This is a genomic window from Aeromonas aquatilis, assembly GCF_054052405.1.
The window spans coordinates 1-19917 of the sequence record NZ_JBSTYP010000074.1; the positions used below are offsets into that span (position 1 = coordinate 1).

Genomic DNA, 19917 nt, shown 5'->3' on the forward strand with positions numbered 1-19917 from the left:
GAGCGTTACGGGAGGGGCGTGAATATCAAAGCATGTTTGCATGAGGCGCTGGGGCACCCCATGCAACACGTAATTGGGACATAGCCATAAATAAACCGGGATTAACACCAAATCGGACTAACAGGCAGAATTGTTAGTTCCATGTTGCAAAGTGACGGTGAGGCTGGATGATGGGCATTCAGGTTGCCAGCCCGGTGGCCGGGACGACAATGGAAAGGGGAGAGAGGATGAGAAACTGTCTGGTGATGGGGGCGGCGGGCTATATAGGCTCCTATCTGGTGCCTCACCTGCAAACGCTGGGCTACAAGGTAATTGCCGGGGCGCGCCGTCCCTGCCGCTTGCCGGAGGGAGTGGAGTTTCGCCTCGCCGACAGCCTCAAGCCCATCACTCTGCTGCCTGCGCTGGCGGGCATCGATACCGTCTTCTATCTGGTGCATGCCATGGGGGCGGGGGCCGATTTTCACCGGTTGGAGCAGCAGGGGGTAAAGAATTTTGCCGCCGCTGCCCGCGCCGCCGGGGTGCGTCGCATCATCTATCTCGGGGCGATCCAGCCAGAGCAGTGCAACAGCCGCCATCTCAACTCCCGCCGCCACTGTGGCGAGTTGTTTCGTGACTCCGGCGTGCCGACGGTGGAGCTGCGTGCCGGCATCATCATCGGGCCAGGGTCAGCGGCGTTCGAGGTGATGCGGGATCTGGTGTTCAACCTGCCGATGATGGTGACGCCAAAGTGGGTGCGCTCGCGCACGCCGCCGATTGCGCTGTCCAACCTGCTGCACTATCTGGGCGGGCTGGTGGAGGCCGACGAGGTGGATGGCCGCATCTTCAATGCGGTCGGTCCCGAGCTGCTCAGCTATCAGCAGCAGTTGCAGAAGTTCGCTGCCCATATCGGCAAGCGCTGCCCCATCATTCCCATCCCGTTTCTGAGCCCGCGCCTCTCTGCCTGGTGGCTGCAGTTTGTCACTTCTGTGCCGCAGCCGGTGGCCAAGGCGCTGGTGGGCGGTCTCAAGCACGATATTCCAGCCGATGACGGCCCGCTGCGCACCTTGCTGCCGCAGACCCTGCTCAGCTTCGACGAGGCGCTGGCGGAGAGTCTGGCGCTGGAGCAGACGCTGGGTGCCGAACAGCAGGGGCAGGAGACGCCGCTTGGCCTGCGCTGGCGCCATCCCGAATATGGTTTCTATGACCGTACCGCCAGCGGCGAGGCCATCTGCCTCGCCTCTCCCGAGGTGGTGTGGCAGGTGTTGCAGCAACTGGGGGGTGAGCAGCGCTACTTCTACATGAACCAGCTGTGGGTGGTGCGCGAATGGATGGATCACCTGATCGGCGGCCCGGCCCGCACCCGTGGTCGCACCAATCCGGATCGTTTCGTGAAGGGGGATATGCTCGACTCCTGGCAGATCCTCGGAGTGGATGAGGGGCGCAGGCTCGATCTCTTGTTCAACATGAAGGCTCCGGGCGTGGGGCGGCTGGAGTTTAACATCCTGCCGGAGGAGTCCGGGTTGACCCGCATCCGGGTCACCGCTCACTGGCACCCGCAGGGCGCCTGGGGGCTGGCCTACTGGCTCGCAATGCTGCCGTTCCACCTCTTTATTTTTCAGGGGATGACCGAGGCCATCGCCCGTCAGGCCGAAGCGAGGGCAGGTATCCCGGTGATGGATTGAGATGTGATATCGGGTTGCGGATGATGGTCGGGTTATCTGACCAGCTCTTCGGACTGGAGCGAATACTCATCCGCGGCTTTTTTCATCATGAAAAAATGAACGGAGCTGAACTCTTTACCCGTAAACAACAGTTTTATCGTTGCCATATCTCGAGCACTTGTCTTACAGCCAAAAAATACATTCTTTATCGCGGACGGTGAAAAAATAAATCCCCCGTCGCTTTTGAAATCATCAGTCCCTGTATATATAGCCCGAACTTCCTCTTCATCTTTCCATGCTTTATATTTTGTAGTAAGAATAGCATCGCTAAATACAGCTATAACCGTATCCATAGGGGTTAAATTATCACCCCAATCCTCTTCACATGCCTCAAGCGAATTTTGCAACTCGTGGAATGGAAAGCTTTCATGATACTTCACATCAGAAAATTTTATTTTTTCATTGAAAAGAGTATCTTGTTCAAATTCAACACAGATCCCTTTATGGGAGTCAGCATAGTGTGACCACATCAGGATGTTATATTTATTTTTGCTAAAACAGCTTACACCGACTCTCTCCAGTTGGTCATTGGTACTCTTGGCAACTTGCTTTATATCTATGCGTTGGTCGAGCGTTAATTGCCGGAGTGCATAGAGAAACTGATCGCATTGTGGCCCATAAGCATAACGGCATTGTTCACAGCTGGCTTCTGAACATGTTTTATCTGCGTTTATTTGACAGTCGAATGGATCATTGAAGTCTTGAGGAAATGAAAACCATATTTTTTTGTTAAGAAATGTTGCAAGGGTGTATTGGTTGATTGGAAAGTATTTATATATTGATGTAGCGGTCATGGTTAATAAATGGTTGAGTTGTTTATTCTCTCAGAATACCAATAGTCCACAATCAAAAATGAGGATGACATCACACTATCATCTCTCCTGTATATAGGTGCGAGGTAAGAATAGATGTGAATTTGTCATGTTCATTATGTGCATCTGATGATAAATACTGGCATCATATCCCGCTATTTATGTAATTCAGGTGTGTGACTAAAAGAAGGGATTATGAAGAAAAAACCGTCAATTTTGGGGGGCGCCTGCATCATTGCCAGCGTCTGCGTGGGAGCTGGCATGCTCGGTCTGCCGAGTTCGGGGGCGGGGGCCTGGACCCTCTGGTCGATGCTGGCGCTGACCGTCACCATGGTGATGATGACCCTCTCCGGTTGGATGCTGCTGGAATCATTCCAGCACCACGATATGCGGGTCTCCTTCAATACCGTGACTCGCGAGCTGCTGGGGGAGAAGCTCAATCTCCTCAACAACCTCTCGGTCTACTTTGTTGGCGGCATTCTGCTCTACGCCTATATCACCTCCTCCGGTGCCATCCTGCAGGGGATTCTGGGGATCGACAGCAAGCTTGCATCCGTGCTGTTTGTGGCGCTCTTCTCTGCGGTGGTGTGGCACTCGACCCGCGCCGTTGACCGCATCTCTGTGGTGCTGATCGCCTTCATGATCCTCAGTTTCGCCCTCGGTGTGGCCGGGCTGCTCGGCAGTATCAAGCTGCCGACCCTGCTCGATCTGGCGGGCAGCGAGAGTCGCTACGCCCCCTATGCCATGGCGATGCTGCCGGTGGCGCTCACCTCGTTTGGCTATCACCACTCTGTTGCCTCCCTGCGTGCCTACTACCAGAACGAGCAGCAGGCCAGATGGGCCATTCTGGGGGGAACCCTGATCGCGCTGGCGCTCTACGTGCTCTGGCTGCTGGGGATCTTCGGCAACCTGCCCCGTCAGGATTTTGCCCCCGTGATTGCCAAGGGGGGCGATGTGAGCGTGCTGCTCTCCGCGCTTTCAGGGGTGATCGAATCGGAGAAGGTGGCCAGCGCCATCAACGGCTTCTCCATGGCGGCCATCCTCTCCTCCTTTATCGGGGTGGGGCTCGGGGTGTTCGACTATCTGGCGGATCTGTTCAAGTTCGACAACAGCCGCGCCGGTCGCAGCAAGACCTGGGCGGTCACCTTCCTGCCGCCACTGCTGCTTTCCCTGCTCTTCCCGTTCGGCTTCCTGCTGGCCATCGGCTATGCCGGTGCCGCCGCCACCATCTGGACTTGCATTATCCCGGCACTGCTGGTGCTGCGCACCCGGGCGCGGGCCGAGCGGGGCGAAGTGACACCCCACTTCGTTACCCCTGGTGGCAAGCTGATGGCTTGGCTGCTGATCCTGTTCGGATTGGCGACCGCGCTGTTCCACTTCCTGTCGATGGCAAATTTGCTGCCGGTCTATCTGGGCAACTGAGTCAGGTCTACAGCACTGACAGAAAGGGCGGCAAGGCCAACTTGCCGCCCTTTTTGCGCCATTTTTACCCCACACAGCAGAATCTATAACTAAAGTGGTAGGTGTGGATGGGGTAAGGTGCTGAAATAACTGGTCTAATCTGGCTAATGGCAGCATGATCTGCTGGGCATGCCCACCGCTTTCTTTTATGATCCCCACCCTTCTGCGTGCCCCCTGTTGGCACCTCATTTGCACCAACCACATCGGGGTCCCCCATGTCCGATCTGCGTCAACAAGCACTCGATTACCACGCCCAGCCGGTACCCGGCAAAATTGCCATTGCCCTGACCAAACCCGCCGAAACCGCCCATGATCTGGCGCTGGCCTACAGCCCGGGTGTTGCCGAGCCGGTGCGCGAGATCGCCGCCAACCCGGCCGATGCCTACCGCTATACCGGCAAGGGCAATCTGGTGGCCGTCATCTCCAACGGCACCGCCATTCTGGGTCTGGGCAATCTGGGGTCGCTCGCCTCCAAGCCGGTGATGGAGGGCAAGGCCCTGCTGTTCAAGCGCTTTGCCGGCATCGACGCCATCGACATCGAGGTGAAGCACGAGACCAGCCAGCAGTTCATCGACACGGTGGCGGCCATCGCCGATACCTTCGGTGGCATCAATCTGGAAGATATCAAGGCGCCGGAGTGTTTCGAGATTGAAGAGGCGCTGATCGCGCGCTGCGACATTCCGGTGTTCCACGATGACCAGCACGGTACCGCTATCGTCACCGCCGCCGGTCTGCTCAACGCACTGGAAGTGCAGGGCAAGCAGATCAGTGACAGCCGCATCGTCTGCATGGGGGCGGGGGCTGCCGCCACCGCCTGCATGGATCTGCTGATCAAGTGTGGCGCCAGGGCGCACAACATCTTCATGCTGGATCGTCAGGGGGTGATTCACACCGGCCGCACCGATCTCAACAAGTACAAGCAGCGTTTCGCCAACGAGACCCCGCTGCGCACCCTGATGGATGTCATCGAAGGGGCGGATGTGTTTGTCGGCGTCTCCGGCCCCGATGTGCTGCCCGCTGAAGCGGTCGCCCTGATGGCGCCCAATCCGGTGATCTTCGCCTGCTCCAACCCGGATCCGGAGATCAAGCCGGCGCTGGCCCACGCCGTACGCAGTGACCTCATCATGGGGACCGGTCGCTCCGACTACCCGAACCAGATCAACAACGTGCTCTGCTTCCCCTTCATCTTCCGCGGTGCCCTCGATGCCCGTGCCAGCCGCATCAACGATGCCATGAAGATTGCCGCGGTCGAGGCGATCCGTGCGCTGGCCAAGGAGCCGGTGCCGGCCGAGGTGCTGACCGCCGCCGGGGTGAGCGAGCTCGCCTTCGGCAAGGATTACGTCATTCCCAAGCCGATGGATGCCCGTCTGCTGCCGCGCGTAGCCCGAGCCGTGGCGCTGGCGGCGGTGGCCTCCGGTGTCGCCCGCATCGAGCTGCCTGCGGACTACATGCTGTAATCCGGCGTTGCAAACGGCCCCATATCGGGGCCGTTTTTATCTCTGCTTCTGGCGACAGTCAGAGACGCCAGCCGGGTGACTGGTTGGGGCAGATGGAGGCAAATCGGGTGCAAAGGTGGTCAAACAGCGCTCTCCTCTGACACAATATTGCCACTATGACGCTAACGAGAATCAAGATGCAGCAGCCTGTCAGCGGCCGTTTGGCCCACGCCCTCTCCTTCTTGCGCCATGATGGTCGCCACTTTGCCCAGTTTGTCTGGGGCCGTTTCCAGCAGGACAGATTGACGGTTACCGCCGGTTATCTGGCCTATGTCACCCTGCTTTCACTGGTGCCGATGATCGCCGTGGTGTTTGGCATGATGTCCGCCTTCCCGGTGTTCCAGAGCCTCAAGCAGGCGATGGAGCAGTTCGTCTACCACAACTTTGTGCCGACCGCGGGCGACATGCTCAAGGAGTACATCGACGGCTTCGTGGCCAATGCCACCAACACCACGGCGGTGGGGATTGGGGCGCTGGTGGTGGTGGCGCTGATGCTGATCTCTGCCATCGACAAGAACCTCAACTACATCTGGCGTTCGACCCAGGGCCGCCCGCTGGCGCAGGCGTTTGCCATGTACTGGATGATCCTGACCCTGGGACCCGTGCTTATCGGGGCCAGTATCGCCATCTCCTCCTACATCTTCTCGCTGCGGCTGTTTGGCGCCGAGAGCCTGTTCGGTATCGGTTATCTGCTGTTGCGCGGTTTGCCGTTCCTCTTCTCGGTGCTTACCTTCCTGCTGGTCTATACCGTGGTGCCTAACTGCAAGGTGCGGCTGATCCACGCCTCTATCGGTGCGCTGGTAGCGGCGACCCTGTTCGAGCTGGCCAAGCGCGGCTTTGCCATCTACATCACCAGCTTCCCCTCCTATCAGGCAATCTACGGTGCGCTGGCCACCATCCCGATCCTGTTTGTCTGGGTTTACCTCAGCTGGCTGGTGGTGCTGCTCGGCGCGGAGACTACCGCCTGCCTCGGTGAATACGAGAAGCCGGCCAGTGAAGAGCTGGGCTGAGCGGCATCATTCCGATCCTCTTTGTCTGGGCATATCTGAGCTGGCTGGTGGTGCTACTCGGTGCGGAGACTACCGCCTGCCTCGGTGAATATGAGAAGCCGGCCAGTGAAGAGCTGGGCTAAGCCATCGCCTTGGCCACCGGTTTATTGGTAGCATCGACGACCGCCCCTGCAATCGAGCCGGGGCGGTCGTTCTGTTTTTAGAGGAGAGGGATGTGATTGCACTGATTCAGCGGGTCTCCGAGGCCAGCGTGACCGTCGAGGGGGAGGTGACCGGCGCCATCGGTCAGGGGCTGCTGGTGCTGCTCGGGGTAGAGCAGGGGGATGACGAGGCCAAGGCCGACAAGTTGCTGCACAAGGTGAGCGGCTATCGGGTATTCAGTGACGAGAATGGCAAGATGAACCTCAATGTCGGTCAGATCGGCGGCAGCCTGCTGGTGGTCTCCCAATTCACGCTGGCGGCCGACACCAAGAGCGGGATGCGTCCCAGCTTCTCCTGCGGCGCTCACCCGAGCGAGGCCGAGCGGCTCTATGACTACTTCGCGGCCAAGGCTGCTGCCAGCGGCATCCCGACCGCAACCGGGCGTTTTGCCGCCGACATGAAGGTGGCGCTGGTCAACGACGGCCCGGTTACCTTCTGGCTACAGGTCTGAGGATGTTTCGTCCCGCGGTGTGACGTGGACGATCACGTTGATGAGCCCTGCGACTGGATAGGGGGTGGCCGGGCCAATCCACTGCTCGATCAGCATCAGGGCATGGGTTAGCTCCAGTTCGGTGCGCGGCAGCAGGTTGATGACCAGGGTGCCGCAGAGGCGGGGAGCCAGCGTCCGGTAGAGCCGCTCCTGAAACAGCAGCAGCGGGTTGCCATCCTGACTGAAGAGATCGAGCAGGATGAGGTCGTACTGCTGCTCGCTCTGCTCCAGAAAGACGAGGGCATCGGCCTGATGGAGTGTCGGAACGGCTTGCCCATCGTGCTCCTGATGCTGGAAAAACTGCTGATAAACGGTCAACACCTCTTCGTCGAGGTCAACGCACTCGTGGCGGGCCGAGGGCCAGCGCTGACTCAGATGGCGGGTGAGATCGCCGCCACCCAACCCCAGTTCGAGGATCTGCCCAGCCTGTTCCGGCAGCAGGCAGGCGATGACCCGCTGATGGGGCAGACAGAGGGCGGCGGGGTCGGCGAGCGACATGGCGGATTGCACCACGCCGTCTATCTCCAGCCAGCGGTGCTGGTCATTTTCCTGTACCGTGAGGCGGCGCTGGGGTTTGACGCTGAGGTGCAACAAGTGATCGGCTTGGTACGCTTGCAGATTGAAGTCCATGAATTTGCACGGCAAGATGGTTTCCGATCAGTGTAACTCAAGGATGAAACTATGTACCGGGTAGTCACCCCTCAGACAGTCGCCGAGCTGGATGCCTACTACCAGTTGCGCTGGGAACTTCTGCGTAAACCCTTCAATCTGCCCGTCGGTTCCGAGCGGGACGAGTACGACACGGTCGCCATTCACCGGCTGATGCTGGCACCCGATGGCACCCCCATCGCGGTGGGCCGCCTCTTTATCGGCGGCGATGAGGCGCAGATCCGCTTTATGGCGCTGCGTCCCGAATATCGCGGCCAGGGGCTGGGTGCCCAAATGGTGGAGGATCTCGAGCAGCTGGCCCGCAGCGAGAAGGTGAAACGGCTGGTGATGAACGCCCGTCAGGAGGCGGTGGAGTTCTATCGCAAGTGCGGTTTTCTCGAAGTGGGGGGCGGCCCCGTCACCTTTGGCCGCATTCCCCATCGCCAGATGATCAAATCCCTGAGCCCGTTGCAGACCATCCAGTACCGGCCGGAGTGGTGTCAGGATCTCACCACCCGCTGGTCGCGCGGGGTGCCCATCAGCGAGAAGATGGGGATGCACATCAGCCACTACGACGGCCAGACCTTCCATCTCAAGGCCAATCTGGCGGCCAATTTCAACGTGCATGGCAGCATGTTCGCCGGCAGTGTCTACAGCCAGTGCGTGCTTGCGGGCTGGGGGCTGATCTGGCTGCAGCTTAAAGAGGAGGGGCTGGTGGGCGAGCCGGTGCTGGCCGAGAGCACCATCAAATATCATGGCCCGGTCGATGAGGAGCCGGAGGCGCGGGTGGCCCGCGAGGGGATGCCCGCCGTGCTGCAGCCGCTCAAACGGGGCGAGCCTGCCACCTTCAGCCTCAAGATCCAGCTGTTCAGCGGCAGCAAACTGGCGGCGGAGTTCTGCGGCCACTACGTGGTACAGCCGCCCCGCCGTCCGGGCCAGTAACTGCGCCGTTTCCCCATCAAACAACAAGGCCTCATCATGAGGCCTTGTCTGTTTTTACCCTTGCTGGCTGTCGCTTGTCTGCCCGGCTTGGGTCTGTACTTGGGCTTGGGCTTTCGGCGCGGGAGCCGGTCGCCAGAGCGGGGCGCTGTTGCCCTGCGGCGGATAGCGTACTCCTACTTCCCAGCCGCAGGCGTCCTGCTTCTGCGGGAAGCGCCAGGCCAGCGTGGGTTCCGTCAGCGGGCCGCGCCACTGGCCGAGCAGCTCGGCGCAGCGGTTGCCGTTGAGCACTCCCAGATCCAGCTGCCACTGCTCGTTGACCAGATCGATCCCCCCTTGCAGCGCCAGCAGATGGGTGATGGTGGAGGCGCCAGCCTGCTCGACTTGTAGTTGCCCCTTGTCGATCTTGCCCTGCAGCTTGATGCGGTAGAAGGGGGTGTCCCCCTCCTGCATCGCCTGCCACAGCTGATCCGGCGTCAGGGTGGGCGGGGTCGCCCCTTTGAACCACTCATCCAGCAGCGGATCTATCTTCACCTTGTCCCAGAATGGCTCGTCGGCATCGAGGGCAAAGCTGCCTTGCAGGGTCTGCCGCCACTCGCCCGCCGTTTTGCCGTGTTCGGCTTGCAGGTCGGCGCTCACGTCCGCTTTGCCGGCAAAGGAGACCGGGGAGTGGAGTATCTTGCCCCACTGCTGCAGATCCAGCTTGGTCGCCTGCAACTCCAGGCGGCTGCTCTGGCCCGGTTCGCGGCCCCACTGGCCACTCAGGCTGAGAGTGCCCTCATCCGGCAGCGAGCTGGTGAGCTTGCCCAGCTGCCACGAGCTGGGGGTGAGTTCGCCATCCAGTTCGCCGTTGCGGGCGCTGAGGCCATCCCACACTAGTTCGAACCACTTGCTCTCGATGCGGGCGCGACCGAGCAGCGGGCCGGGTTGGTTATCGCGCAGGGCGAGATCACTCAGATAGAGCTGCCAGCCGGTCAGCGACAGGGGCAGGGTATCGTCGAAGGAGAGCACCTTGAGCTTGTCGAACGCCAGCTTGCGGATATCGATCTGCTGCGGGCGCCAGCTCTGCCAATCCTGCCACCAACCCTGTGGCAGGCTGATATCCATGCCGCTCAGCGCCACGTCTTTCAGGGTCAGCTTCTGCTGTTGGGTATCGAGGGAGAGCTCGACATTGAACTCCCCTTCATAGGCTTTGCCCTGCAGTTCGCCGTCAATCTGCTGGGGCGAGAAGGCGAGCTTGCCCTTGATCTCCTCCAGCTGGAACAGACCACGCCCCATGTCGCCCAGGGTGCCGCTCAGATAGCCGGTGGGCTGGTTGCCCGCCTGCCAGTTGAAGGCGGTGAGCTGGCCGCTGAAGTTGTTGAAGGAGAGCTCCTGATTGATGTCGTTGAGGCTGACGCCGTCCAGCTGACCGCGATCCAGCGACACGCTTTGCAACGGGAAGCGCTGCGGGAAGCCTTGTTGTGTCAGATCCCCCAGTTCCACCCGCATGCCGCGCGCCTTGAGATCGTGCAGTTGCAGGGTGCGAGCGGGCCAGTCCAGCACCATGCCGGTCTCCAGCAGACCGTCGAACAGGTTGGTCACCAGCTTGTCGCTGCGCAGCACTTCTCCTTCCAGCCGTCCTTGCAGGTTGAGACGGGCAAGGGTGAACTGCGGGGTCTCCAGCTGGCCGATATTGAGGCTCAGGTTGGCCTGTGGTTGCCGTTTCGGGTCGATCAGCTCCCAGTCACTCAGGGTGGCGTTGAGGCCGCGCAGGGTCAGCTCGGGGCTCTCCAGACTGAGCCGGTCTATGGTGCTGTCACTGATGGTGAGGGAGTGCACCGGCAGGTTCGGCAGTTGGTTGGGCAGCGGCAGCTTGATAGCGGGACGAATCAGATCGAGATGGGCGATGCGCACGTCGCGGCTCAGCCAGTCGATGCTCTCGATCTCCAGATAGACCTTGTCGAGAGAGACCGCATCGCCGTAACGCACCTGCTCTGCCAGCAGGGTGTAGGGGTGCAGCGGGTTGAACACCAGCCGCCCTATGGTGACCGGCACGCCGGTCTGCTGGCTGATCCAGCTGGCGATGGGGCCTTTGGCGCGCTCGGCGTCGAACAGGCCGAGGGCAACCCAGACAAACAGCAGCAGGAAGGCAAAGGTGTAGAGCAGGCCGCGTAGCCAGGAATTCATAAGTGCTTTCCTCCTGTATTGGTTGAGTGATCAGGTGTTGGCAGCGTGATCCCGCAGGTCAAGCCAGCGTCGTATCAAGGGTTCGACATGACTCGGATGCCTATCCATAAGGACATGTGCCCATCTTCTGCATCTACCTCGATCAGGCATTGGAGTAGTGGTCCCGCAGGCCGAGCCAACGGCGAATCAAGGGTTCGACATGACTCGGATGCCTATCCATAAGGAAGCGCGCCATCTTTTGCACCTGTGGAATAAGCGGCTGATCCCGCACCAGATCGGCGATCTTGAGATCGGCCAGACCGGTCTGGCGAGTGCCGAGCAGTTCCCCCGGGCCGCGCAGTTCCAGATCGCGCTGGGCGATGAGAAAGCCGTCGTTGGTCTCCCGCAGCACTCCGAGCCGGCTCTGAGCCGTCTTGGACAAGGGGGCATGATAGAGCAGCACGCAGTGAGAGGCTACCGCGCCCCGGCCAACCCGGCCGCGCAGCTGGTGCAGCTGGGCCAGCCCGAGTCGCTCCGGGTTCTCGATGATCATCAGGCTGGCGTTGGGCACATCCACCCCCACCTCGATGACGGTGGTGGCGACCAGCAGTTGCAGTATGCCCGCCTTGAACTCCTCCATCACCCGCTGTTTCTCCACCGGCCGCATCCGGCCGTGCACCAGCCCGATATGCAGGCCGGGCAGCAGGTTCTGCAGCTCGGCGGCGGTATCCTCGGCGGCCTGACACTCCAGCACCTCCGACTCCTCGATCAGGGTGCAGACCCAGTAGGCCTGCTTGCCCTCGGTGCAGGCGAGTTTGACCCGCTCGATTACATCGCCGCGACGGCTGTCGGGCAGCGCGACTGTGGTGATGGGGGTTCGGCCCGGCGGCAGTTCGTCGATGACCGAGGTATCGAGGTCGGCATAGGCGGTCATCGCCAGGGTGCGGGGGATGGGGGTAGCGGTCATGATGAGTTGATGGGAATGTACCCCTTCCCGCTCCCCTTTCTCGCGCAGGGCTAGGCGCTGATGCACCCCGAATCTGTGCTGTTCATCGATGATGACCAGCGCCAGATGCTGGAACACTACCTGCTCCTGAAAGATGGCGTGGGTGCCCACTACCATCTTGACGCTGCCGTCGGCGATGGCGGCCAGCGACTCTTCCCGCGCCTTGCCTTTCTGTTTGCCCGCCAGCCAGCCGACTCCGATGCCGAGCGGTTCCAGCCACTTGGCGAAGTTGATGGCGTGCTGTTCCGCCAGCAGCTCGGTCGGCGCCATCAAGCCCACCTGACAGCCGTTGCCGATAGCCTGCAGGGCGGCCAGTGCCGCGACCAGGGTTTTGCCGGAGCCCACGTCGCCCTGCACCAGCCGCATCATGGGGTGGCTCTGTTGCAGATCCTTACTTATCTCGGCCACTACCCGGCTCTGGGCGCCGGTGGGCTTGAACGGCAGGGCGCCGAGCAGCTGTTCGACCAGCGCGGGCGCCGGTTTGAGGGCGCGGGCCAGCTGGGTTTGTGCCTGAGCGCGCACCTTGAGTACCGAGAGGTTGTGAGCCAGCAGCTCCTCCAGCACCAGTCGCTGCTGGGCCGGATGCTGGCCGCTTTCCAGCAGCGGCAGCGCTACCGAGGGGGGCGGGCGGTGCAGCAATTTCAGGGCGGCGGCCAGCTCAATCTGGTGGGGATAGAGGCCGGCGGGCAGCAGCTCCTCAACGCCATAGAGATCGAGCTGGGCCAGCGCCTGATCGGTGAGGCTGCGCAGGGTGAGCTGGCGCAGCCCTTCGGTGGTCGGGTAGACGGGGGTGAGCGCCTCTTCGGTCTGGCCGGCTTGCTCCTCGCCGAGCAGCTTGTACTCGGGGTGGGCCATCTCCAGCCCGTATTTGCCGGGGCGAACCTCGCCAAAGCAGCGGATCAGGCGGCCCGCCGCCAGACTGTTTTTCTGGGCGGCGGTGAAGTTGAAGAAGCGCAGGGTGAGGGTGCCGGTGCCATCGCTGATGCGACAGACCATCATGCGGCGGCGCCCCATCACCAGCTGAGTGTCTTGGATTTCGCCCTCGACTGCGCCGTGCAGGCCGGGCGGCAGATCGCCGATGGGCCACACCTGGGTGCGGTCCTCGTAGCGCAGGGGAAGGTGGAACAGCAGATCCTGTACCGTGGCTAGCCCCAGCCGCTCGAGCTTCTCCAGCATCTTGCTGCCGACACCCTTGAGGCTATCGAGAGGAATTTTATCCAATTTCATCAATTAGATGCCCGAAAACACTGTAAATATGTCCAGATGATAGGGGTTGTTGAGGGGCCGATGCAAGCCGAGTTGCTGCTGGCTGGGCCGCCAAGGCGGGGGAAACGGCGGATATAACAAAGGCCTGCCGAAAACGGGAGGCCTTTGTGCGGCTGCCAACAGGCAAGGTGCGGGCGCATGGCGCCCAGGGTCAGATGATGCGTTTAAGCAGCAAATGGGCCTTGACCCGATGGATCCGTCCCAGCAGCTTGCGCACCTGTTCCGGGTAGTCCTGAATCTGCTCCACCTGATCAAAGTGGCTGATCCGCTTGGTGTTGGTCAGGATGTTCTCCCGCTCAGTGTTGAACTGGGGACGCAGCAGGTGGCGACGATCGTGCACCAGCAGACCGTTCTCCAGATCCAGCGCCCAGGCGCGGGGGTTGAGGTTGTTGCCGGTGAGCAGGGCCCACTCGTCATCCACGAAGATCCCCTTGAGATGGTAGGAGTTGCGCTCGCAACACCAGAGCATCAGGTTGAGGCGACCGTCGTCGATGTGGCGCTGGTTGCGCTCGGCAAACTTGCGCAGGTTGGTCTCGTAGAGATAGGGCAGGCCACCGATGGTGGAGAACTTCTCTTCCGGCGGAATGAAGAAGTCGTTGGCGGTCTTGTCGCCCACTACGATGGTGACTTTGCAGCCGCGCTGCAGCAGATCCTCGATATCCTTGCTCAACTCCTTGGGCGGGTTGAAGTAAGGGGTGCAGATGAAGATCTCCCGCTCGGTGGCGCGCACCAGATTGCGGATCATCAGGTTGAGCTGATTGTTGCGCTTGCCCAGACCCACCATGGGGGTGACAGCCACTTCCTGAGAGTTGACCGGCATGGTGCTGAAGCGGTACTGGCTCTGGCGCAGGTTCTGCTTGAAGCGGCGGATCGGCCCCTTCAGCTGCTTGGCGCTGGGGATGTCGCTGTGATCCAGTCGCTGCACCGCGTCGCTCTTCACGAACAGGTCATCCACATAGTTGACCATGCTGCGGGTCAGCTCCGGGCTGGTGATCTGGTGATAGCGATCGAAGCGGTAGCGATCCTGCTGATGCAGGTAGATGTCGTTGAGGCTGGCGCCGGAGTAGAGCACCACATCATCAAAGATGAAGCCCTTGAGGTGGAGCACGCCGAGCAGCTCGCGCCCTTTGACCGGCACGCCGTAGATTTCGATCTGGTGCTCGTGTTCGGCAGCCATGGCCTGATACATCAGGTGGTTGCCCCCCTGCTTGCCCTTGCCGATCAGGCCGCGCTGGGCACGGTGGAAGTCGACGAACAGCTTGATGTCGAGGGCCGGATTGCGCTGCTTGGCGGCGTAGAGGGCGGAGAGGATCTCTCGGCCTGCTTCGTCATCCTGCAGATAGAGCGCGACCAGATAGATGCGCCGGGTGGCACTGGCGATAAGCGTAAGAATGCGGCGTTTGAAATCCTGGGCGCTATAGAGCACTTCAAACTGATCCGCTGCGACGGCGATCTGGGGCAGGCGCGCCAGCAGTTGTCGATAATGGGCCGATGAATGCATAGATAAACCTGAAATCACGGGGTTAAGCGTTCCACTCGGAGCGATGAATAGGCGATTCTAGCAATCTCGCCCTCTGGGCCAAAGCAAGAATCATCAGAAAGATGAAAAAGGCCTCACGAGTGAGGCCTTTTTGTCAGCATTTCGCCCTTGTCAGAGGAAGCTGTAGATGATCATCGCCATCACGCCGCCGGTGGTGCCGATGATGGTTTCCATCACGGTCCAGGTCTGCAGAGTCTGCTTCTCGGTTAGGCCGAGGTAGCGGTTGGCCAGCCAGAAACCGGAGTCGTTGACGTGGGAGAGCACGATGGAACCGCCGCCAATGGCGATGGTGACGGCAGCCAGCTGGGCACCGTTCAGACCGAGCGGTTCCAGCATCGGCAGTACCAGACCGCAGGCGGTCAGCATGGCGACGGTGGCAGAGCCCTGGATCACCCGCACCGCGGCAGCCAGAATGAAGGCCAGTGCGACGATGGGCAGACCGGAGTCGGCCAGCATGTTGCCAAGGGCGGCACCCACGCCGGAATCAACCAGCACCTGCTTGAACACGCCACCGGCACCGGTTACCAGGATGATAACGCCCGCCGGCTGGATGGCGCTGTTGCAGACGCTCATCACCTCGTCACGGGACATGCCACGACGAATACCCAACAGATAGAAGGCGGCCAGGCAGGCGACCATGATGGCGGTGAAGGGGTGACCGATGAACTCCAGCCAGCCGTGCAGGGTGGAGCCCGCCTCGACGAAGCGACCGACGATGGTCTTGAGGCCGATCAGCAGCAGCGGCAGACCGATCAGACCCATCGCCAGCCCGAAGGAGGGCAGGGATTTGCTGTCATCGTGGACGCTGTTCTGGGCATCGGCAGGCAGCGGCACATCGACGATCTTGCTGATGAAGTCACCGAACAGCGGGCCAGCCAGGATCAGCGCCGGCACGGCGGCGATCAGGCCGAACAGGATCATGTAGCCGAAGTCGGCACCCAGCTGGGAAGCGACCAGGATCGGGCCCGGTGCCGGAATAAGGAAGGCCTGGCAAGTAGCGATACCCGCCAGCAGGGCGATACCAATCTTCACCACGCTGCCGCCGCCACGACGGACGATGGCGAAGGCGACGCCGATCAGCAGCACCACGGCCACGTCAAAGAAGAGCGGCAGGGCGCAGACAAAGCCGGTCAGGGCCATGGCCCAGTTGGCGCGCTTGACGCCGAACTTGCCGAGCAGGGTGTGAGCTACCCGGTCGAGGGCTCCGGTCACTTCCATCACCTTGCCAAACATGGCACCCAGCGCCACCACCACGGCGACGAAGCCGAGGGTGCCGCCCATCCCTTTCTGGATGGTGGCGGCGATGTCGGCCGGGTTCATGCCGGCGGCAAGACCGGCCACCATGGAGACCAGAATGAGGGAGACGACGGCGTGCAGACGCGCCTTCATCACCAGGAAGAGCAGCAGCACGATCGAGCCGGCGGCCGTCATGATCAAAGAGATATCCGACATTGTTCTCTGTTCCTTGTTAGTTGTTCAGTGGCAATGCCGCAGGACTCGGTACTAGCTGTAAGTTTATGATTTATATCTATATGTTGCTAGTCTGCGGCATGTGGCACGTGGCCGGAGAGTGTTAGTTACAGTCTGTGGCCGACTTCACATTTTTAATCGTTACCGGTAACATGTTACCGGTAACGTGCTAGATTAGAACCCATCAACAGCTGGTTTTTTGAAAAGTGAGACAGAGGTCAAATTATGGCGGGTAAGTGCATTATCGTGATGGGTGTATGTGGCAGCGGTAAATCCAGCGTGGGCCTCAAAGTGGCAGAAGCGCTGGGCGCCAAGTTCATCGATGGTGATGATCTCCACCCCAAGGCCAACATCCAGAAGATGGCTGGTGGCAACCCCCTCAACGATGAGGATCGTGCCCCCTGGCTGGAGCGGATCCGCGACGCCGCCTACAGTCTCGAGCAGAAGAACGAGACCGGCATCATCGTCTGTTCCGCTCTCAAAAAGAAGTACCGCGACCAGATCCGCGAAGGCAACGAGTCGGTCAGCTTCATCTTCCTCGATGGCAGCCAGCCGCTGATCCTCGAGCGGATGCGTGCCCGCAAGGGCCACTTCATGCGCGAAAGCATGGTACAAAGTCAGTTCGATACCCTGGAGCGCCCGGATGGCGAAGCCGGTGTATTCCACATCGATATCGACGGCACCTTCGAACAGGTGGTTGACCGCGCCGTCACAGCATTGGAGCAAGCCCAATGATTCATAAGGTAATTTCCGATGTCACTGCCCGCATCCGCGAGCGCAGTGCCGCCCGCCGTCAGGCCTTTATGGCCCGCATCCAGCGTCAGGCCGAGCAGGGCAAGACCCGCGCCGCACTGGCCTGTGGCAACCTGGCCCACGCCGTGGCCGCCTGCAGCAGTGACGAGAAGGGTCGCATTCTCGATATGACCCGCGCCAACGTCGGCATCGTCACCGCCTACAACGATATGTTGAGCGCCCATCAGCCCTATCAGAGCTATCCGGATCAGATCAAGGCGGTGCTGGCCGAGCTGGGCCACAGTGCCCAGGTCGCTGGCGGCGTGCCCGCCATGTGCGACGGGGTGACTCAGGGTCAGCCGGGAATGGACATGTCCCTCTTCTCCCGTGACCTGATCGCCCAGGCGACCGCGCTGTCGCTCTCTCACAACACCTTTGATGCGACCCTGCTGCTCGGTATCTGCGACAAGATCGCTCCGGGCCAGATCATGGGGGCCCTCTCCCACGCTCACCTGCCGACTGCATTTGTTCCTGCTGGCCCGATGGCGAGCGGCATCAGCAATGACGAGAAGGTGAAGGTGCGTCAGAAGTACGCCGCCGGTGAGGTGGGTCGTGATGCCCTGCTGGAGATGGAGTGCGGCGCCTACCACGCGGCAGGCACCTGCACTTTCTACGGCACCGCCAACACCAACCAGTTGGTGTTTGAGGCCATGGGCCTGATGCTGCCGGGCTCTGCCTTCGTCCACCCGCACAGCGAGCTGCGCCATGCCCTGACCGTTGAGGCGGCCCGCCGCATCAGCGCCATGATCCCGGGCTCCCCGGCCTATCGTCCGCTGAGCGAGGTGCTGGATGAGCGCTCGCTGGTCAACGGTCTGGTGGCCCTGCTCGCTTCCGGCGGCAGCACCAACCACAGCATCCACATGGTGGCGCTGGCTCGCGCCGCCGGTCTGGTTCTGACCTGGGATGACATCAGCGATCTCTCCGACGTGGTGCCGCTCTTGGTTCGCATGTACCCGAACGGCCCGGCCGACGTCAACGCCTTTGAACAGGCGGGCGGTGTGCCCGGCCTGATGCGCCGTCTGGCGCAAGAGGGGCTGATCCACATGGACGCCACTCCGGTCTTTGGCGAGCTGCAGGATTACCTCAGCCGTCCGGCATTGGTCGATGGCCAGCTGGTATGGCAGCCGGTCGGTGAGAGCGGCGATGCGAGCGTGCTTTCACCTTCCGGCAGCGTGTTCCAGGCCACCGGCGGCACCAAGCTGCTGGCGGGCAATCTGGGCCGCGCCGTGGTCAAGGTCTCTGCCGTGGCTCCCGAATATCGTGTCATCGACGCGCCGGCGCGGGTCTTCTCCTCCCAGCATGCGGTGGAAGCGGCCTACAAGGCGGGCGATCTCAATCAGGACGCCGTGATCGTGGTGCGCCACAATGGCCCGGCCGCCAACGGCATGCCGGAGCTGCACAAGCTGATGCCGGTGCTCGGCAATCTGCAGAAAGCGGGTTACAAGGTGGCGCTGGTCACCGATGGCCGTCTCTCCGGCGCCTCCGGCAAGATCCCGGCCGCCATCCACGTCACCCCGGAAGCGCTGCACGGCGGGGCCATCGGCCTGCTGGCTGACGGCGATCTGCTGCGGGTTGACGCGGTAAACGGCAGCCTCGACTGCCTGACCGATTTGAGTGGCCGTACCCAGGCCGAGATTGACCTCACTCTGGAACAAGAGGGGTGGGGCCGTGAACTGTTCAGCGTGATGCGTCGCGCGGTATCGAGCGCCGAGTGTGGCGCCACCATTTTTGAATAAGGAAGAGCTATGCAGAACTGGAAAGTGACCCCGGCCGAGGTGTTTGCCGCCTCCCCGCTGGTACCCGTGATGGTTATCAACGAGCTGGATCAGGCCCTGCCGATGGCCAAGGCGCTGCTCGACGGCGGCATCTCTGTCTTCGAAATCACCCTGCGCACCTCGGTGGCGCTCGATGCCATTGCCCTTATCGCCAAGGCGATGCCGGATGCCATGGTCGGTGCCGGTACCGTGCTCAACTGCGAGCAGTTTGACGCAGCCGTTGCTGCCGGTGCCCGCTTCGTCATCTCCCCGGGGATGACGCCGGCCCTGCTGGCTCACGCGGCCAAGAGCACTGCACCGCTGATCCCGGGTGTGGCTACTCCGTCTGAAGTGATGCAGGCGCTGGAAGCGGGCTACGACCACCTGAAGTTCTTCCCGGCCGAAGCGAATGGCGGCACCAAGGCGCTCTCCGCCATTGCCGCGCCGTTGCCCCAGGTGAAGTTCTGCCCGACCGGCGGTATCGGCCCGAAAAACGTGGCCGACTATCTGGCGCTCAAGTGCGTGGCCACCGTCGGCGGCTCCTGGATGCTGCCGGCCGATGCGGTCAAGAGCGGCAACTGGGAGGAGGTAACCCGCCTCTCCCGCGAAGCGGTTGAGTTGGTAAAACGCTAAGCGTCAGTCGTGCAGAAAACCACAGAGGCCACCTTCGGGTGGCCTCTCAGACTGCTGACAAACCCCTGGACGCCGATCCCGGGGTTTGATCTAATTGCTGCATGGTCAATAAATGGACTGCACCATGCTCAGAGAACCCGCACCCCAACAATTTGAGATCGAGATGGTCACCCTCGAGGAACTCGTCCCCCAAGACCACCTCCTGCGCAAAATCGACAAGTTCATCTCCTTTGAATTCATTCGCGACAAGGTTCGCCACTGCTATTGCCAGGACAATGGCCGCCCCGCCATCGACCCTGTGCTTTTCTTCAAGATGCTCTTCATCGGCTATCTCTTTGGCATTCGCAGCGAGCGCCGCCTGGTTCAGGAAATTCACCTCAATGTGGCCTATCGCTGGTTCCTGCGCATGCGACTGACCGACAAGGTCATCGATGCCTCCAGCTTCTGTCAGACCCGTCGCCGCCGCTTTGCCGAGTCCTCCATCTATCAGGAAATCTTCGATGACATCGTCAATCAGGCCATGAACTACCGGATGGTCGGCGGCCGGGTTC

General features: G+C 61.2%; 16 protein-coding genes. 10 read left to right on the forward strand and 6 right to left on the reverse strand.

Features of this window, described 5'->3' with window-relative positions:
• The first annotated feature begins 227 nt into the window (after positions 1 to 227).
• The gene (locus tag ACW5W8_RS21075) at positions 228 to 1661 is read left to right on the forward strand and encodes a DUF2867 domain-containing protein (protein ID WP_498630171.1); all 1434 of its coding nucleotides are present in this window, start codon (positions 228 to 230) and stop codon (positions 1659 to 1661) included.
• Between the two features lie 32 nt (positions 1662 to 1693).
• Here the strand turns inward: ACW5W8_RS21075 and ACW5W8_RS21080 are convergent, their stop codons facing one another.
• Positions 1694 to 2494: a DUF2971 domain-containing protein gene (locus ACW5W8_RS21080; protein ID WP_498630173.1), complete on the reverse strand. Its 801-nt coding sequence runs from the start codon at positions 2492 to 2494 to the stop codon at positions 1694 to 1696.
• Between the two features lie 213 nt (positions 2495 to 2707).
• On the opposite strand from ACW5W8_RS21080, the gene ACW5W8_RS21085 reads away from it, so the two are divergent.
• The 4 genes from ACW5W8_RS21085 (at position 2708) to dtd (ending at position 7131) form a co-directional block, all read left to right on the forward strand.
• Positions 2708 to 3934 carry an aromatic amino acid transporter gene (locus tag ACW5W8_RS21085; RefSeq protein ID WP_498630175.1) on the forward strand — a complete coding sequence of 409 codons (1227 nt, stop codon included), beginning with the start codon at positions 2708 to 2710 and terminating at the stop codon, positions 3932 to 3934.
• Positions 3935 to 4188: 254 nt separating this feature from the next.
• Positions 4189 to 5430 carry a malic enzyme-like NAD(P)-binding protein gene (locus ACW5W8_RS21090; protein ID WP_498630177.1) on the forward strand — a complete coding sequence of 414 codons (1242 nt, stop codon included), beginning with the start codon at positions 4189 to 4191 and terminating at the stop codon, positions 5428 to 5430.
• A gap of 176 nt (positions 5431 to 5606) precedes the next feature.
• Positions 5607 to 6479: a virulence factor BrkB family protein gene (locus ACW5W8_RS21095; protein ID WP_498630179.1), complete on the forward strand. Its 873-nt coding sequence runs from the start codon at positions 5607 to 5609 to the stop codon at positions 6477 to 6479.
• A 214-nt stretch (positions 6480 to 6693) separates the two neighbouring features.
• Positions 6694 to 7131: a D-aminoacyl-tRNA deacylase gene (gene dtd, locus ACW5W8_RS21100; protein WP_498630181.1), complete on the forward strand. Its 438-nt coding sequence runs from the start codon at positions 6694 to 6696 to the stop codon at positions 7129 to 7131.
• Here dtd and ACW5W8_RS21105 read toward each other — a convergent pair.
• On the reverse strand, positions 7120 to 7800 hold the full coding sequence (locus ACW5W8_RS21105; protein ID WP_498630197.1) for a spermidine synthase: 681 nt from the start codon (positions 7798 to 7800) through the stop codon (positions 7120 to 7122). The genes dtd and ACW5W8_RS21105 overlap by 12 nt on opposite strands.
• Before the next feature lie 51 nt (positions 7801 to 7851).
• Here ACW5W8_RS21105 and ACW5W8_RS21110 point away from each other — a divergent pair, with 51 nt between their 5' ends.
• A complete protein-coding gene (locus ACW5W8_RS21110) occupies positions 7852 to 8760 on the forward strand; it encodes a bifunctional GNAT family N-acetyltransferase/hotdog fold thioesterase (RefSeq protein ID WP_498630183.1) in 909 nt (302 codons plus the stop codon).
• Positions 8761 to 8814: 54 nt separating this feature from the next.
• On the opposite strand, the gene ACW5W8_RS21115 is transcribed toward ACW5W8_RS21110, so the two are convergent.
• The 4 genes from ACW5W8_RS21115 to gntU all read right to left on the reverse strand — a co-directional run bounded on the left by ACW5W8_RS21115 (position 8815) and on the right by gntU (position 16169).
• The gene (locus tag ACW5W8_RS21115; RefSeq protein WP_498630185.1) at positions 8815 to 10926 is read right to left on the reverse strand and encodes an AsmA family protein; all 2112 of its coding nucleotides are present in this window, start codon (positions 10924 to 10926) and stop codon (positions 8815 to 8817) included.
• A 142-nt stretch (positions 10927 to 11068) separates the two neighbouring features.
• The gene (gene recG, locus ACW5W8_RS21120; RefSeq protein WP_498630187.1) at positions 11069 to 13138 is read right to left on the reverse strand and encodes an ATP-dependent DNA helicase RecG; all 2070 of its coding nucleotides are present in this window, start codon (positions 13136 to 13138) and stop codon (positions 11069 to 11071) included.
• A 190-nt stretch (positions 13139 to 13328) separates the two neighbouring features.
• Positions 13329 to 14678, reverse strand: a complete 1350-nt coding sequence (pssA, locus tag ACW5W8_RS21125) for a CDP-diacylglycerol--serine O-phosphatidyltransferase (protein ID WP_498630189.1) — start codon at positions 14676 to 14678, stop codon at positions 13329 to 13331.
• Positions 14679 to 14828: 150 nt separating this feature from the next.
• Positions 14829 to 16169, reverse strand: coding sequence for a gluconate transporter (gene gntU, locus ACW5W8_RS21130; RefSeq protein ID WP_498630191.1), 1341 nt, complete (start codon positions 16167 to 16169; stop codon positions 14829 to 14831).
• Between the two features lie 243 nt (positions 16170 to 16412).
• Between gntU and ACW5W8_RS21135 the strand changes: the two genes are divergently transcribed.
• The 4 genes from ACW5W8_RS21135 to ACW5W8_RS21150 all read left to right on the forward strand — a co-directional run.
• On the forward strand, positions 16413 to 16922 hold the full coding sequence (locus ACW5W8_RS21135; protein WP_005340649.1) for a gluconokinase: 510 nt from the start codon (positions 16413 to 16415) through the stop codon (positions 16920 to 16922).
• Positions 16919 to 18715, forward strand: a complete 1797-nt coding sequence (gene edd, locus ACW5W8_RS21140; RefSeq protein WP_498630193.1) for a phosphogluconate dehydratase — start codon at positions 16919 to 16921, stop codon at positions 18713 to 18715. Before ACW5W8_RS21135 ends, edd begins: the two co-directional genes overlap by 4 nt.
• A gap of 9 nt (positions 18716 to 18724) precedes the next feature.
• Positions 18725 to 19366 (forward strand): bifunctional 4-hydroxy-2-oxoglutarate aldolase/2-dehydro-3-deoxy-phosphogluconate aldolase, encoded by a 642-nt coding sequence (locus tag ACW5W8_RS21145; protein WP_236289837.1) that lies wholly within the window; start codon positions 18725 to 18727, stop codon positions 19364 to 19366.
• 124 nt (positions 19367 to 19490) lie between these two features.
• A partial coding sequence (locus ACW5W8_RS21150; RefSeq protein WP_498630196.1) for a transposase occupies positions 19491 to 19917 on the forward strand: 427 nt, incomplete at its 3' end.

Coding starts and splice junctions, on each gene's coding strand:
- ACW5W8_RS21075 (WP_498630171.1), top strand. CDS start 228: ATGAGAAACTGTCTGGTGATGGGGGCGGCGGGCTATATAGGCTCCTAT.
- ACW5W8_RS21080 (WP_498630173.1), bottom strand. CDS start 2,494: ATGACCGCTACATCAATATATAAATACTTTCCAATCAACCAATACACC.
- ACW5W8_RS21085 (WP_498630175.1), top strand. CDS start 2,708: ATGAAGAAAAAACCGTCAATTTTGGGGGGCGCCTGCATCATTGCCAGC.
- ACW5W8_RS21090 (WP_498630177.1), top strand. CDS start 4,189: ATGTCCGATCTGCGTCAACAAGCACTCGATTACCACGCCCAGCCGGTA.
- ACW5W8_RS21095 (WP_498630179.1), top strand. CDS start 5,607: ATGCAGCAGCCTGTCAGCGGCCGTTTGGCCCACGCCCTCTCCTTCTTG.
- ACW5W8_RS21105 (WP_498630197.1), bottom strand. CDS start 7,800: ATGGACTTCAATCTGCAAGCGTACCAAGCCGATCACTTGTTGCACCTC.
- ACW5W8_RS21110 (WP_498630183.1), top strand. CDS start 7,852: ATGTACCGGGTAGTCACCCCTCAGACAGTCGCCGAGCTGGATGCCTAC.
- ACW5W8_RS21115 (WP_498630185.1), bottom strand. CDS start 10,926: ATGAATTCCTGGCTACGCGGCCTGCTCTACACCTTTGCCTTCCTGCTG.
- recG (WP_498630187.1), bottom strand. CDS start 13,138: ATGAAATTGGATAAAATTCCTCTCGATAGCCTCAAGGGTGTCGGCAGC.
- pssA (WP_498630189.1), bottom strand. CDS start 14,678: ATGCATTCATCGGCCCATTATCGACAACTGCTGGCGCGCCTGCCCCAG.
- gntU (WP_498630191.1), bottom strand. CDS start 16,169: ATGTCGGATATCTCTTTGATCATGACGGCCGCCGGCTCGATCGTGCTG.
- ACW5W8_RS21135 (WP_005340649.1), top strand. CDS start 16,413: ATGGCGGGTAAGTGCATTATCGTGATGGGTGTATGTGGCAGCGGTAAA.
- edd (WP_498630193.1), top strand. CDS start 16,919: ATGATTCATAAGGTAATTTCCGATGTCACTGCCCGCATCCGCGAGCGC.
- ACW5W8_RS21145 (WP_236289837.1), top strand. CDS start 18,725: ATGCAGAACTGGAAAGTGACCCCGGCCGAGGTGTTTGCCGCCTCCCCG.